General features: G+C 71.9%; 11 protein-coding genes. 7 read left to right on the plus strand and 4 right to left on the minus strand.

Annotated elements, in window-relative coordinates:
* Positions 1-37: 37 nt before the first annotated feature.
* The 3 genes from CHC11_RS00465 to CHC11_RS00475 form a co-directional block, all read right to left on the minus strand.
* On the minus strand, positions 38-1,522 hold the full coding sequence (locus CHC11_RS00465) for an APC family permease (RefSeq protein WP_179278617.1): 1,485 nt from the start codon (positions 1,520-1,522) through the stop codon (positions 38-40).
* On the minus strand, positions 1,515-2,129 hold the full coding sequence (locus tag CHC11_RS00470; protein WP_089309546.1) for an NADPH-dependent FMN reductase: 615 nt from the start codon (positions 2,127-2,129) through the stop codon (positions 1,515-1,517). The genes CHC11_RS00465 and CHC11_RS00470 overlap by 8 nt, the downstream gene beginning before the upstream one ends.
* 397 nt (positions 2,130-2,526) lie before the next feature.
* A complete protein-coding gene (locus tag CHC11_RS00475) occupies positions 2,527-3,120 on the minus strand; it encodes a TetR/AcrR family transcriptional regulator (protein ID WP_245918709.1) in 594 nt (197 codons plus the stop codon).
* Between the two features lie 203 nt (positions 3,121-3,323).
* Between CHC11_RS00475 and CHC11_RS00480 the strand changes: the two genes are divergently transcribed.
* From CHC11_RS00480 to CHC11_RS00490, 3 genes are read left to right on the plus strand one after another with little or no spacing between them, the layout of a single operon-like run.
* Positions 3,324-4,811 carry an FAD-dependent oxidoreductase gene (locus CHC11_RS00480; RefSeq protein ID WP_089309548.1) on the plus strand — a complete coding sequence of 496 codons (1,488 nt, stop codon included), beginning with the start codon at positions 3,324-3,326 and terminating at the stop codon, positions 4,809-4,811.
* 16 nt (positions 4,812-4,827) lie between these two features.
* Complete coding sequence (locus CHC11_RS00485) at positions 4,828-5,952, plus strand: hypothetical protein (protein ID WP_089309549.1); 1,125 nt, start codon at positions 4,828-4,830, stop codon at positions 5,950-5,952.
* Positions 5,953-5,956: 4 nt separating this feature from the next.
* Entirely contained in the window at positions 5,957-6,571 is a 615-nt protein-coding gene (locus CHC11_RS00490) for a TetR/AcrR family transcriptional regulator (protein WP_089309550.1), read from the plus strand.
* Here CHC11_RS00490 and CHC11_RS00495 read toward each other — a convergent pair.
* A complete protein-coding gene (locus tag CHC11_RS00495) occupies positions 6,558-7,820 on the minus strand; it encodes a hypothetical protein (protein ID WP_089309551.1) in 1,263 nt (420 codons plus the stop codon). The genes CHC11_RS00490 and CHC11_RS00495 overlap by 14 nt on opposite strands.
* Positions 7,821-8,275: 455 nt before the next feature.
* On the opposite strand from CHC11_RS00495, the gene CHC11_RS00500 reads away from it, so the two are divergent.
* From CHC11_RS00500 to CHC11_RS00515, 4 genes are all read left to right on the plus strand, one after another.
* Positions 8,276-9,361 carry an NAD(P)H-dependent amine dehydrogenase family protein gene (locus CHC11_RS00500; RefSeq protein ID WP_089309552.1) on the plus strand — a complete coding sequence of 362 codons (1,086 nt, stop codon included), beginning with the start codon at positions 8,276-8,278 and terminating at the stop codon, positions 9,359-9,361.
* 27 nt (positions 9,362-9,388) lie between these two features.
* Positions 9,389-10,126, plus strand: a complete 738-nt coding sequence (locus tag CHC11_RS00505; RefSeq protein ID WP_089309553.1) for a glucose 1-dehydrogenase — start codon at positions 9,389-9,391, stop codon at positions 10,124-10,126.
* A 321-nt stretch (positions 10,127-10,447) separates the two neighbouring features.
* Entirely contained in the window at positions 10,448-11,671 is a 1,224-nt protein-coding gene (locus CHC11_RS00510; protein WP_089309554.1) for a cytochrome P450 family protein, read from the plus strand.
* A 241-nt stretch (positions 11,672-11,912) separates the two neighbouring features.
* On the plus strand, positions 11,913-13,565 hold the full coding sequence (locus CHC11_RS00515; protein ID WP_245918636.1) for a sensor histidine kinase: 1,653 nt from the start codon (positions 11,913-11,915) through the stop codon (positions 13,563-13,565).
* Positions 13,566-13,666: the final 101 nt, after the last annotated feature.

Consider the following 13,666-nt stretch of genomic DNA (forward strand, 5'->3'; position numbering starts at 1 on the left):
CACCGGTCGGAGCCGGGCACCCGGACCCGCCGTGGTGTCACAGGCCGTCGGACGAGTGCGCTCGGGCGCCGGCCGTTCCGGCACTCGAAGAGGCGGTCTGTTCTCCTGCGGCGCTTCGCCTGCGGCGGCGCAGGTCGAGCACGAAGAACAGGCCGAACACCGCGCCCGCTGCGATGAGGCAGACGTAGGACATGGCGTTCACCGGCGGAGCGGGCTCGTTCACCAGCCCGTTGACGTAGATCCAGAGCATCCCCGCGGCGCCGACCACCACCGCCGCGATGAGCGCCGGACGAGCGCGCCGCTCCCGCACCACCAGCACGACGCATCCGATGCACACGAGGGCCCAGGGGATGATCCACATGTAGACGGTCAGGGTGGAGATCGCGGGGAAGACGTGGGTCAGCAGATCGTCGGGGAAGAGCCGGACGAGCACCAGCAGCAACACCGACGCGAGCGCCGAGAGCCCGATGATCGCGACGTGCGGACTCCGGTGGCGCGGATGGACCTTCGCCATCGCCGCCGGCAGCAGACCGTCCGTGGCGAGCGTCGCGACGAAGCGCGAGCCGTAGTTCACGAACGCGATCAGTGAGGCGATGTTGGCGACGGCCAGGACCAGGTCGGTCGCCGTCGCGAGCCCGGTGCCGAGACCGGCCTGCTCGGCCAGCACCGCGGCGGGCGATCCGCCTTCGTTCAGCGCGTCCGAGGCGGCCTTCAGGCCGGGGACCTGCATCACCGCGGCGAGCATGTAGGCGGAACCGAGCACGATGGGAATGCACATGACGGCGAGCGGGACACTGCGCTTCGGATGGCGCGTCTCGACCGCCAGGGCCGCCGAACTCTCGAACGCCACGAGGAAGACGCCGCCGGCGGCGGCGCCCTGGAAGACACCGCCCCACGTCACGTCGTGGAGCGAGAACTGGTCACCGAGGGCCAGCCCGGTGTGCAGCGCGGTGGCAATCGTGATCAGCAGCACGATGGGGAGGGTGGCCACCGTGAGAACGACCGCCGTTCGCACGCTCGCGTCCAGACCGCGGTAGGCGAGCGCCGCGGATATCACCATCGCCAGGACCGCGAAGAGCGTGATACCCCCGTCGCCCAGCGCCAGATGCACGCCGATCGCCGCCACGAAACTCGCGGCGAAGATGCCGGTGAGGAGGAGGACTCCCGCGATGAGGGCGACGTAGCCGAGCAGGAGGCTGGCTCCTACCAGCAGCCGCGCCCAGGGACCGAAGACGTAGGACACATAGGAGTAGAGCGAGCCGGTGACGACGTACCGCCTGGCGAACGTGATGACGGCGATCCCCACGCAGCCCGTCGCGGCCGCGGCCATCAGGGCGCCGAGCCAACTCCCGTTCCCGGCCGTCACGACCAGCAGGAAGGGCACCGTCACCAGGGCGACGGCGGGCGTCTGCGACGCGAGCGCCAGCGCGACGATCTGCCATGCCCCGAGGGTTCGCGTGGCGAGCCCCGCCGCCTCGTGATGCCCCTCGTCGGAGATCGTCGGGTCCCGGCCCTCACTCATATGACTTGACATACCTTCTCCTCGGGCCGTCTTCGTGGGTCAGAACGCGGACGATCGCGGCGCAGTGGTCGACGGTCATCGCGGTGAGGGCCTCGACCGCCCTGAGGGCGGCGGGCTCCGTGAGCTCCCCCGCCTCGTCGAGCGCGTCGAGCGCGTTGGGCAGGACGACCGGGTCGTCGTTGATGAGCGTCGCTCCGCACTGTGTCAGGACGAACCGAAGGTCCTCCTGCGCCCAGGCCGCCCCGAAACTGGAGGAGGACGCGCTCATGGTGGCCACGGGTTTGCCTTCGAGCACGCCCTGCCCGTCGGGTCTGGAATGCCAGTCCAGCGCGTTCTTCAACACCCCCGGCACGCTTCCGTTGTACTCCGGCGTCGAGATCAGGAGCGCGTCGGCGCCGGCCAGCCGGTCCCGCTGGGCACGGACCGGCTCGGGCCAGCCGCGCTCCTCGGTGTCCTCGCTGTAGGGAGGGATCTCGCCGAGCCGGCCGGTCTCCACCTCGACCGCGGCTCCCAGGCTTTCGGAAGCGAAGCGGGCCGCCGCGCGGATCGCGGCACTGTTGGCGGAGCCCTCCCGGAGGCTCCCGGACAACATCGCGATCTTGATCATTGCTTGGCTCCCCGCGGATCAGGTCGCTCGGACCCTCGGATGGTCGGCGCCCCGGCCGCGCCTGGCATCCGCGCAGACGGACCGGGGCTACGCAACAAAAATGCGCGCCGAGGGCCGTGCCTGTCGTACGGAAGGTGCCTTATCTTTCGCGACTGGATGCCTTACGGCGGTGGCGGCGGCTACCTCTGACCCGGTGACGGGGCGGGCGGATGCCGGCAGGGCCCACCCGGCAGGGCGTGTCCGGTCGGCCTGCGATGAGTTGTTCCCGCAGGTTAGGCCACAAGTCGCCGACTTATCGAGGTTCGCTTCGCCGAGTGGGCCGCCCGGTTGCGGCCGGGCCGGGTGACCGGTGGGCTGGAGGCGGCGCGGCGCGCCCTGCCTGTGCCGGTGCCGTCGGTCAGGCGACGAGGTGGCGGGCGAGCTGGTGGAGGTGCGTGCGGAACCTCCGCCGCGTTTCCGGGTCGTGAGGTTCCTGCCGTACTCCGTCGGTGTCCACGATGCCCTTCTGGGAGAAGGCGAGGATGGACCAGGTGAGCGTGCGCATGACCATGCCGGCGTCCAGGTCGTCGGCGACGGCCCCGCGCACCATCGCGATCACCCGGCCGAGTTCGGGTCCGCCGAACAGGGCGTCCAGCCGCGGGATGTCACTCGCGTCCGACAGCCAGCGCTGCATCCAGAAGGCGCCCAGTTCCGGGGTCTCCAGGCAGAGGTCCAGGTACTCGTCCAGAAGCCGCTGCAGGCCGTCGAGATCCGGGGTGTAGACGGCCTCCACCGCTCGCAACCGCTCGATGCGCCGCCTGTGGGCTCGCCTCAGTACCGTCACGAAGACGTCGCGTTTGCCCCCGTAATCTTCGACCAGCGTCGCGAGGTCGACCCCCGCCGCCTCAGCGATCATCTCGTTGGTGACCGCGTCGTATCCCAGTTCGCTGAGCAGCCTTCCTGCCACACTCAGCAGCCGCTCCTCCTCCGACACCTCGTCGGGACGGGACATCTCGCTCACCGGCCTCCTGGACTCGACTCCGTCCCTGTCAGTGTTTCCGCAGGTGGACGACCTACTCGGGCAGTGCCGGGGTTTCGTGCGCCACCAGGTGTCGCCCGCGCGGCCGGCGGCGGCCCCGGGCAGCGGGCTGTTGACCGCGCCGGAAACTCATCATACATTCACTCGTTAAATGTATGAATGGATGGGGTGGGGAGATGCCGGAACGGACGGCTGTGGTGCTCGGCGGGAGCGTGGCGGGGTTGTGCGCCGCGGGAGTGCTCGCCCGGCACTTCGAGAAGGTGGTCGTGCTGGAGCGGGACCGGCTTCCGCCGGGTGCCGAGCATCGGCGGGGTGTGCCGCAGAGCAAGCACCCGCACTTCCTTCTCAACTCCGGCCGGCGTGCCATCGGCGAGATCTTCCCCGGGTTCGAGGAGGCGCTGATCGCCGCGGGCGGGATGCACCTGATGCCGTCGATGGACGCGGCCTACTGCGAGAACGACGGCTGGGCCCCGCGCAAGTCCGGATCGATGACGATGGTGTACAGCTCCCGGGTCCTGATCGAGCGGGTCCTGCGCGACAAGGTTCGCGAGCTGCCGGCGATCGAGATCCGCGAGGGCGTGACCGTCACCGGGCTTCGCACGGCGAGCGGCCGCGTCGAGGGGGTCGAGTACGACGGCGAGGGTCACCTGGCCGCCGGTCTGGTCGTCGACGCTCTGGGGCGCGGATCTTCGGTCATCGACTGGCTCGGCGCCGCCGGGTGGGCCGCGCCGCCGGAGAAGACGCTCGACGCCAAGGTCACCTACACCTCGCGCTGGTACGACCTGCCCCCGGCCGGGCGGCGCCCGGAGACCTGGTGGTGGAAGCACCTGGTCATCACCCCGACGCAGGACGACGGCGACCATCCTGCCGAGCACGAGTTCCTCAGCAACTTCTTCCCCATCGAAGGAGACCGCGCCATCGTTTGCATGGGGTCGTGGGGTATCGAGATGCCGCGCAAGGCCGAGGCGTTCGAGAACGCGCTGGACCGCGTGCGGACACCGGTGTTCGCGCAGGCGGCCCGCGCCTGCACCCCGACCTCCGCGGTGCACCTGACCCGCTCGACCGGTAACAAGTGGCGCCGCTTCGACCTGCTCGAGGCGCCCCCGGTCGGGCTGGTGTGCGTCGGTGACTCGATCTGCGCCTTCAACCCCTTCTACGCCCAGGGGATGAGCTCCGCCGCCCGTTCCGCGCTCATCCTCGACGAAGTGCTGCGCAGGCGCGAGGCCATCGACCTCGCGTTCATGCGCGAGTTCCTCCGCATGCAGAAGAAGTCCCTGCAGGTGCCCTGGATGCTGGCGATGGCCCGCGACCAGGCCTACGACTTCGCGACCGGGACCGAAGTCGCGGCCGCCTGGCGCCGCAGGCTCACCGCGCGCATGAGCTGGCCGGTCTTCAACGCCATCACCGCCGCGAGCCGCGAGGACGCCTACGTCGAACGGACGTTCGCCCAGGTGTTCAACCTCGACAGGTCACTCGGGCAGATGGCCGCCGATCCGCGGTTCTGGTTCGGCGTCGCGCGCTACAAGCTCCGGCAACGGCTCGGCCGCACCATCGTCCCCCACGGGTTCGACGACCGGCGGGACCCGCCCGGCATCGACTTCACCGGATACACCGGCCCCCGCGGCGCCTCACCGGCCCGCGGTGACGACCTCGTCGGCACCTGACGCCAGGGAGCGGTTCATGGATCACACCTGCGGCTCGGCGGCCGAACGCGTCGCCGGGAAACTCGGTTTCTCCTGCCACGACGCCCCTCCCGTGGTGAGCTTCCGCAACCCGTTCGACCTCGCCGACGGCACCATGGCGGTCCTCGAACTGCTCGTCATCGGCGGCGCGGTGTTCGCCCTGGTCCACGCCTGGCGGCGGTGGCGGCGCGACGGCGACCCGGTCAACCTCTCGCTGTGGTTCGCCTCGGTCGCCTACCTGGCCGTGATCGAACCGCCGCTGTACTTCCCCGGCTGGTTCGGGCTGCAGGACCACGTCGGGTTCATCTTCTCCCACAACGTGTTCACCGTGCAGTTCATGTACGACCGGCTGCCGCTCTACATCGTGGCCTTCTATCCCGCGATCTCGCAGCTCGCCTACGAGCTCGTCCGGGCGCTGGGGGTCTTCGCACGGCGCGGGCCGCTGGCCGGCTCGGTGGCGGTCGCGTTCGCCTGCCAGGTCTTCTACGAGATCTTCGATCAGCTCGGCCCCCAGCTGAGGTGGTGGGCGTGGAACACCGCCAACGAGAAGATCAACCAGCCGGCGCTCGCCTCGGTGCCGATGAACAGCATGCTCCTCTTCGCCTCGGTCTCCTTCGGCGCGATGACCTACCTCGTCGTCCGCCTGGTCGGTGACAGGGACGGCCGGGGAGCGCTCACCGGCGGGCAGATCGGTCTGCGCACCCTCGTCGCCGGCGCCGTGACGCCCCTGGCGATGATCGTCGTCAGCGCCCCCAGCGGCGCCTTCGAAGGCCGCCTCGGGGTCCAGCGGGCCATCCTCACCGCCGAGCTCGCCGCGGTCTGGATCGCCGGCCTCGTCCTGCTCGCCGACGCCTGGCGCGCCGGACGCCCCGGCAGGGCCGTCCCGGTGGTGTCGCCGTGGTTCGCGCGGATCTATCCGGCGCTGTACCTCGGCGTCCACGCCGTCTTCTGGCTCATCGCGCTGCCGGCGTACTTCGCCTCGACCGGCGGCGTCACCGAGCAGGGCACGCCGACCGGCAGCCTGTGGTACGCCGCGCTGTGCTCCGTCGCGGCCACCGGAACCATCGTGGCCGCGCTCCGCGCGATCATGTCACGGGGGACGGCGGAGCCTGTGCGATCCTGAGCCCATGGGGCACCACGGCTGGGGAGGCCGGCCTCCCGCATCGGAGGCCGAGGCCCGGCAGCGCATCGTCGACGCGACCATCCGCTGCATCGACAGGCACGGCGTCGCGAAGACGACCCTGTCCGACGTCGCGGGCGAGCTCGGCGTCACCCGCCAGACCGTCTACCGCCACTTCGGCCGCATCAGCGACATCATCGGCGAGGTCGCGGCCCAGGGCGCCGAGTCGTTCGTCGACCGGCTGATCGCCCACCTCCAGGGCATCGGCGACCCCGCCGATGCCGTGGTCGAGGGCATGATCTTCTGTGTGCGGACCATCCCGAGCGAGCCGCAGCTGAGCCTGCTGCTGCAGCTCGAGGACTCCGCCGCCTTCGGCCGCGGGGCCACCACCGCGGATGCCATCGCCTACGGCGCGAAGATGCTCCAGCGCTTCCCCGTCGACTGGGCGGCCGCCGGTGTCGGCGAGGAGGACCTCGACGGCCTAGCCGAGATCGTCATGCGCCTGCTGACCTCACTGCTGCAGCACCCGAGCGAGCCGCCGAAGGACGAAGCCCGGCTCCGCGCGGTACTGAACCGCTGGCTGGCCCCCGGCCTGCGCGCCGGCGGCGTCAGACGGGGGTGATGGGCAGGGGGCGGCGCGGCTGGAAGGTGAAGGCGGTGCCGGTGCTGAAGCGGACGACGGCCACCTCGTCGGGCTCCGGGGTCGGGTGGTCGCGGCGGACGACGGTCAGTTGCCATTCGTCGTCGCCGGGACCGTCCACCTCGACGTCGAGGTGGACGTCCGCGGCGCGGACGGCGGCCTGGAGCGCGGTCGTCCATCCGGGGCCGCAGAGGGAGATCCAGGCGCTGTCCTCATGCGCGGGGGACGGACGGACGACGACGTTCGCGCCGCTGATGTCGGCGTCGACGTAGGCGGCGGGGTTGAGGAGGGGGTGCACCGCGAGGAGGCGGGCCGCTCCCTCCGGGTCGCGCGGCAGGTCCAGGGCGCGGACGAGCCGCTCGGCGGCGACACCGGCGATGCCGACGAGTTGCTTGCGGCGGATGCGGAGCAGTTCTTCGGCGCCGGCGGCCCGGCGGGCCACCGAGAGCGTGAAGGCCCGGTTGAGCAGGTGCATCTGGAGGCAGACCTCGTCGGCGATCCGGGACAGCGCGGAACGGGAGAAGGCGGCGAAGTCGAGGTCGCGGAGCAGGGGCCCGGAGTAGTCGGCGAGCCCGTCGTCGGACGAGTCGATCGGTGCGAGTTCGAGGGTCGCCGCGCGGGAACGCTCGTTGTCGGCGAGGAGGGGGATGCCCTCCGCGTCCGGGTGCGACTCATCGATGATCACGGTCCACGCGCAGTGGGGGTGCCGGTCGGCGGGCCTGCGCGGCGGCCGGTGGATCGGCCGCACCTGGGCCTTGGGGTTGGTCGCGACCGCGGTGGCGTCGAAGGTGGGGTCCTCGATGTCGTGGCACATGGACCGGACGTAGTCGTCGCCCATCGGCTCCACGTCCATCAGGGCGCCGCAGTGGTCGAGGTGGAACTCGCCGTGCCACCGGTCGTGGACGGTGTAGCGGAAGTCCATGAACTGCGGTGGGGCGCCGATGTCGAGCTGGAGGCCCTTGAAGATGGTCGGGACGTCGCCCTTCCCGGGCTCGCCCGGGGCGTAGCCGAGCGCCCGCTGCATCCGCCTGGTGTAGATCGGGCTCGATGCCGCCCACTCCTCGATCGCGATCCGCGCCATCTCCTCCCTTCCGAACGCGGAGATGCACCACGCCATCCCGGAGCGGTCGATGAGCTGCCCGATCAGGAGCAGCTCGGGTACGGCGACCGCGAGCTCCCCGCGGGTCAGGCCGGCGTACCGGCCCGGAGGTGTCACCGGCGGGTGGGCCATCTGCGGCTCTCCTTGGTCTCACGGGCGGGCAAGGATGCGGATGGCGTCATAGTAGAACGCGTTCCAGCCAAACTGGAAGAGTGTCCGGACAGGTGTCCGGGTAGTCGGCCGACCGGCAGCCGCCATTGCGGTGACGCCGAGGGGCGCCTTATGCTGGACATGTGTCCAGCCAACTGACCGGTGCGACGCGGTGAGCACCGAGAACGGTCACCAGCACACCGCTCGATAACGCGTTCTACCACCTATGCCGGCGGAGAAGGTCGAGCCGTTCGCCGCACCCTGGGAGGACCGCAGGTGCACGCCGATCGGGCCCCCGGCTCGCACTCCCCCAGCGCCCGATCGGTCGACGCGCCCGGCTCGGGCGGTGCGCCGGGCGTCCGCCGAAACGGTCCCGCCGCCCGGCCGCCCCGGTCCCCGTGAACGACCGGCACCGTTCTCACCCGTCGAGGAGCATCATGGCCATCCGCGTCCTGCACGTGGCCACCGGCAACGTCGGCCGCATCGCCCTGGCACAGCTGATCGAGGATCCCCGCTTCGAACTGGCCGGGCTGGTCGTGTCGAGTCCCGGGAAGGTCGGGCGCGACGCCGGCGAGCTCGCCGGGCTCGACGTGGTCACGGGGGTCGCGGCCACCGCCGATCTGGAGGCGGCCCTCGCCGCGCGGCCGGAGTGCACCGTCTACTGCGCGATCGGCGAGACCCGGCTGCTCGACGCCCTCGCCGACATCGGGAGGATCCTCGCCGCGGGCAGCAACGTCGTCGCCTCCTCGCCGGTGCCGCTGATCTACCCCTGGGGCCTGCTGCCGGACCGCATGATCCGTCCCGTCGAGGACGCCTGCCGGGCGGGCGGCACGAGCATCTTCGTCACCGGAGTGGACCCCGGCTGGGTGAACGACCTGCTGCCCTTCGCGATCGCGAGCACCTGCCAGCGGGTGGAGCAGGTGCGCTGCTCGGAGATCGCCGACTACGCGAGCTACGACGGCGGCCCGGTCATGTTCGACTTCATGGGCTTCGGACGTCCCGTGGGGGACCTGCCGAAGATCCTGCGACCGGGGATGCTGGCCGCGTCGTGGGGCGTCAGCCTCCGGATGCTGGCCCGGGGGTTCGGTTTCGAGCTCGACGAGATCACCGAGTGGTTCGAGCAGGAGCCGGCGCCGGAGGCGTTCGACGTGGCCGCCGGGCACATCCCCGCGGGCGGGATGGCGGCCGTCCGGTTCCAGATCAGCGGCGTCGTCGGCGGCAGGGAGGTCCTCGTCATCGACCACACGACCCGGCTGCGCGGCGACCTGCGCCCGGACTGGCCGCAGCCGGCGCAGGACGGCGGCTCCTACCGGGTCGAGATCGTCGGTGAGCCGTCCTACCGCGTCGACGTCTGCCCGACCAGCGCCAAGGGGGACCACAACTACGCCGCCATCGCCGCGGGCGCCGGGCGCGTCGTCAACGCGATCCCCGACGTCATCGCGGCGCCGCCGGGACTGCGGACTCCGCTCGACCTGCCTTTCACCACCGCCCGCGGCGTCTTCGCGGCGGCGCTGACCGACTAGGGCACCCCGACAGAAGGGACGGCGACCATGGGACGTGTGGACGGGAAGATCGCTCTGATCAGCGGCGGGGCCCGCGGCATCGGCGCGGCCAGTGCCCGGGCCCTGGCCGCCGAGGGCGCCAGGATCGTCATCGGCGACATCCTCGACGACGAGGGCAAGGCCGTGGCGGACGAGCTCGGCGACTCCGGACGCTACGTGCACCTCGACGTGACCAGCGAGGACGACTGGGCGGCCGCCGTCCAGACCACCGTCGCCGAGTTCGGCGCGCTGAACGTGCTGTTCAACAACGCGGGGATCGCCAACGGCGCGTCCATCAACCGTTTCAAGCCGGAGAAGTGGCGGCAGATCCTGGACGTCAACCTCACCGGCCCGTTCCTCGGCATCCGCGCGGCCACCGACGCGCTGATCGCCGCCGGGGGCGGTTCGATCATCAACAACTCCTCCATCGAGGGCCTTCGCGGCACCTCCTGGGCGCACGGCTACGTGGCCTCGAAGTGGGGGCTGCGGGGCCTGACCAAGTCGGTCGCCGTGGAGCTCGCCCCGCACGGCGTCCGGGTCAACTCGCTGCACCCCGGCCTCATCCGGACGCCGCTCACCGAAGGCATCCCCGACGACATGGTCCCGATACCCCTCGGACGTCCCGGCCTGCCCGAGGACGTCGCCTCCTTCGTCGTCTTCCTCGCCAGCGACGAGTCGTCCTTCGCCACCGGATCCGAGTTCGTCATCGACGGAGGCACCGTCCAGCAGATCCCCCACAAGAGCTGACCCGCGGCGGGCCGGCCGCCTCGTCCGCGACGTCCTGCCGTCCCTTGGCGACCGTGGCACACCTGCGCGGTCGCGGTCGGGAACAGCGCGGTCGGGAACAGCATGGCCACCTCGCACACGTGCCGTCCCGGCGAGAGGGCGGCGCAGAGCCTGGCGACGGCGTCGGCGAGGACGCGGTGGTGCCGGGCCTTCCGGGTCTTTGTTTACAGCAAATACCACACGAAACGACATATGGCCTAATTCGTGAATATCTTGCCGCGAGGTGATCACAGAGGAAAGGATGGACCATCTGTCACTTACCTCATCTCCGAATGGGACAGAATGACGACGAGCCCCCTGCCCCCCTTCCCCGCCGCGAACGAGAACCCGCTCGACACCTGCCGGCGGCTGCGGGAGATCGCCCCCGTGGTCGAGGTGGAGTTCCCCGGCGGAGTCCCCGCCTACCTGGCGCTGACCCACGACGCCGTCCGGGAGATCCTCGCCGGCGACAACCGGACCTTCCTGCGCGACCCGCGGCACTGGCCCGCCCTGCACGACGGGTCGATCGCCGAGGACTGGCCGCTGCGCGCCATCGTCGAGGGCGGCCACCTGTCCACCAAGGACGGCGCCGACCACCGCCGGCTGCGCGGCCTGATCGGCAAGGCGTTCACGCCCGCGCGGGTGCAGGCGCTGGAGCCGCGCGTCCGCAGCATCGTGGAGGGCCTGCTTGACGACGTCGTGTCCGCCGGAGAGGTCGTCGACCTGGTCCCCGCCTTCACCGAGGCGCTGCCGATGTGGGTGATCTGCGAGCTGTTCGGCGTCCCCGCCGAGGACCGCCCCCTGATGCGCGAGTGGACCGCGACGCTGCTCGCGCACACCACTCCGCCCGAGGCGGCGTTCGCGACGCAGAACGCGCTGCAGGCCTACCTGCACGAACTGGCGGAGAGCAAGCAGAGGGCACCCGGCGACGACCTCACCTCCGGTCTGGTCGAGGCCCGCGACGAGGGCGACCGGCTCACCACCGACGAACTGGTCGGCGTGCTGTGGCTGATGCTCGTCGCCGGCCACGAGACCACCGTCCACCTGCTCGGGCACGCCGTGGTGGCGCTGTCCCAGAACCCCGGCCAGCTCGAACTGGCCAAGGCCGAGGACCGGTGGGCCGACGTGGTCGAGGAGACCCTGCGCTACCGCCACTCGGTGATGATGACGAGCTGGCGCTTCACCGCGGAGGAGGTGACCGTCGCCGGGGTGCGCATCCCCGAGGGCCGGGCCGTCGGCGTGGCCTACCAGGCGAGCGGCCTCGACCCGGCCGAGCACGGCGAGGACGCGGACCGCTTCGACATCACCCGGGAGCGGAACGGGCGCATCGGCTTCGGCCACGGCCCCCGGTACTGCATCGGCGCGTCACTGGCCCGCCTGGAGGGCCGGCTGGCGCTCGCCGCGCTGTACCGGCGGCTGCCGGACCTCGCCCTCGCCGTCGACCCGGACGACATCCCCTACTCGCCCTCGTTCTTCACGGTCGGCCCGCTCAGCCTGCCGGTCGCCCTCGGCCCCGTCCGGCCCTGACGCCCCCCGTCCCGGTCCGGCGGCCGGCCGCCGACGGGGCCGCCGGACCGGGATGCCTGCGGGGACCCGCGCTCATCCCGCTCACCAGCCCCGCGGCTGGAAAGATCCACCATTTCTTGTGATCACCTGTGCGCCCGAGCGTTTTGGTGCATCCTTGTCACGCCTTATACCGATATGACCGCCGTGCAACAGGTGAAATAGTCCTGCGCGCCAGTCACCGACGCTCACAGGGACACGAGGGATGGCAACAGGAGCGGATCGAGCACGCACCGAGCGCGCCGCGCTGGAACGCGCCTTCTGGGTCTGGCTGATCGCGGCGATCGTCGCCGGCGGCGCCTGGCTGGGGGCGCTCCTGGCCGTGGACGACGGGTCGCGGGCCATCGTCGCCCTGGGCGGCGGCGCGGCGGCGCTCCTGGTGAGCCTCGCCGCCGGGGCCGCGGCCTACCACGCCGAGTGCGCGCGGGCCGCCCGCGAGCGGCTGGCCCGGGTCGAGGGCGAGAGCGACCTCCTGGAGCGCAGGCTCCAGGAGCTGGTCGACGGACCGCTCCCGGCGCTGATCGAACGGCTGCACGCCGGAGCCGCGCCGGACGAGACCCTGGCCGAGCTGCAGGCAGTCCCGAACCACCTGCTGGGCCGCCTGGTGCGCATGGTGGCGGAGGGCGTCGCCGCGGGCGAGCGGCACGCGTCCCGCGCCGAGACCGAGCTGGCCGCCCTGGAGGAGGAGGTCGACCGGCTCGCCGACTCGACGCTGCCCGTCCTGATCGAGCGGATCCGCGGCGACCGCGCCTCGGCCGCGTCCGTGCTGGCCGAGTTCCCGGCACCCGAGCACGCGGCGCTCGACCGGCTCCTTCGCGCGCTCGCCGACGACGTGGCCGCCGGGGAGCGCACCCGGGCGGCGGCCATGGCGGCCTCCGCGGCCGCGGCGGCGCGGATCCAGGCGCAGACGACCCGCATGCTCGCCCAGCTCCGGGAGCTGGAGGACCGCTACAGCGAGGACGAGGTCTTCGGCGACCTGCTCGACCTCGACCACCACGTCTCCCAGATGGGGCGCCTGGCCGACAGCATCGCGCTGCTCAGCGGCGGGCGCTCGGGGCGGCGCTGGACCAAGCCCATCATGATGGAGAGCGTCATCCGCGGCGCCATGGGGCGGATCGCCTCCTACCAGCGCGTCCAGTACCACTCGACCAGCACCGCCGCCATCGCCGGATTCGCCGCCGAGGGCGTCATGCACGCGCTGGCCGAGCTGATGGACAACGCCGCCAACTTCTCCCCGCACGGCTCGGCCGTGCACGTCTACGCCGAGGAGGAGGACGCCGGGATCGTCATCACGGTCGAGGACAGCGGGCTCGGGATGCGCCAGCGCGAGCGGGAGCGCGCCGAGCGGCTGGTCTCCGAGGCCGCCGACCTGACGTCGCTGCCCGGCACCCGGCTGGGCCTGGCGGTGGTCGGGCGGCTGGCGGGCAAGCACGGCCTGCGGGTCAGCTTCCGGCCGTCCTCGCGCGGCGGCGTCGGCGTGGTCGTGCTGATCCCGCGCCAGCTCGTCACCCACACCTCCGGCGGGGCCGGCACGGGGACCCTGGCGGAGTCCATCCGCAGCGTGCCCAGGGGCACCGGCGCCCCCGCCCGGGAACCCGTCCGCGAGCCCGCCCCGGCCATGGCCGCGGCGGCGCCCTCGGACCCCTCCGACCCGGCGGTGCACCTGCCCAAGCGCCGTCGCGGCGCCACGCTCACCGAGACGGTGGAGCCGCAGGCCGCACCGCCTCCCCTCCCCCGCGACCCGGGGACGCGGTTCGCCGCGTTCCGCGCGTCCACCTCGGGGAGCCACCGAACGACCGGCGGCGCGGAGACCGGCGCCGACCGGGAGGACCCGTCCACCCAAGACCCCGATCAGTAGGGCTCATGGCCCGGCGCCCGTCCCGCGGACGGGCACGGGCCGACCGGTCCCGGCGGCCTCGTCCGGACCGCAGGATCGACAGATAGGAGGCAGGGGCCCGC

Origin of the sequence: Actinomadura mexicana, assembly GCF_900188105.1 — a bacterium.
GTDB classification, from domain to species: domain Bacteria; phylum Actinomycetota; class Actinomycetes; order Streptosporangiales; family Streptosporangiaceae; genus Spirillospora; species Spirillospora mexicana.

Coding starts and splice junctions, on each gene's coding strand:
- CHC11_RS00500 (WP_089309552.1), top strand. CDS start 8,276: ATGGCCATCCGCGTCCTGCACGTGGCCACCGGCAACGTCGGCCGCATC.
- CHC11_RS00510 (WP_089309554.1), top strand. CDS start 10,448: ATGACGACGAGCCCCCTGCCCCCCTTCCCCGCCGCGAACGAGAACCCG.
- CHC11_RS00515 (WP_245918636.1), top strand. CDS start 11,913: ATGGCAACAGGAGCGGATCGAGCACGCACCGAGCGCGCCGCGCTGGAA.
- CHC11_RS00485 (WP_089309549.1), top strand. CDS start 4,828: ATGGATCACACCTGCGGCTCGGCGGCCGAACGCGTCGCCGGGAAACTC.
- CHC11_RS00505 (WP_089309553.1), top strand. CDS start 9,389: ATGGGACGTGTGGACGGGAAGATCGCTCTGATCAGCGGCGGGGCCCGC.
- CHC11_RS00480 (WP_089309548.1), top strand. CDS start 3,324: ATGCCGGAACGGACGGCTGTGGTGCTCGGCGGGAGCGTGGCGGGGTTG.
- CHC11_RS00470 (WP_089309546.1), bottom strand. CDS start 2,129: ATGATCAAGATCGCGATGTTGTCCGGGAGCCTCCGGGAGGGCTCCGCC.
- CHC11_RS00475 (WP_245918709.1), bottom strand. CDS start 3,120: ATGTCCCGTCCCGACGAGGTGTCGGAGGAGGAGCGGCTGCTGAGTGTG.
- CHC11_RS00490 (WP_089309550.1), top strand. CDS start 5,957: ATGGGGCACCACGGCTGGGGAGGCCGGCCTCCCGCATCGGAGGCCGAG.
- CHC11_RS00465 (WP_179278617.1), bottom strand. CDS start 1,522: ATGAGTGAGGGCCGGGACCCGACGATCTCCGACGAGGGGCATCACGAG.
- CHC11_RS00495 (WP_089309551.1), bottom strand. CDS start 7,820: ATGGCCCACCCGCCGGTGACACCTCCGGGCCGGTACGCCGGCCTGACC.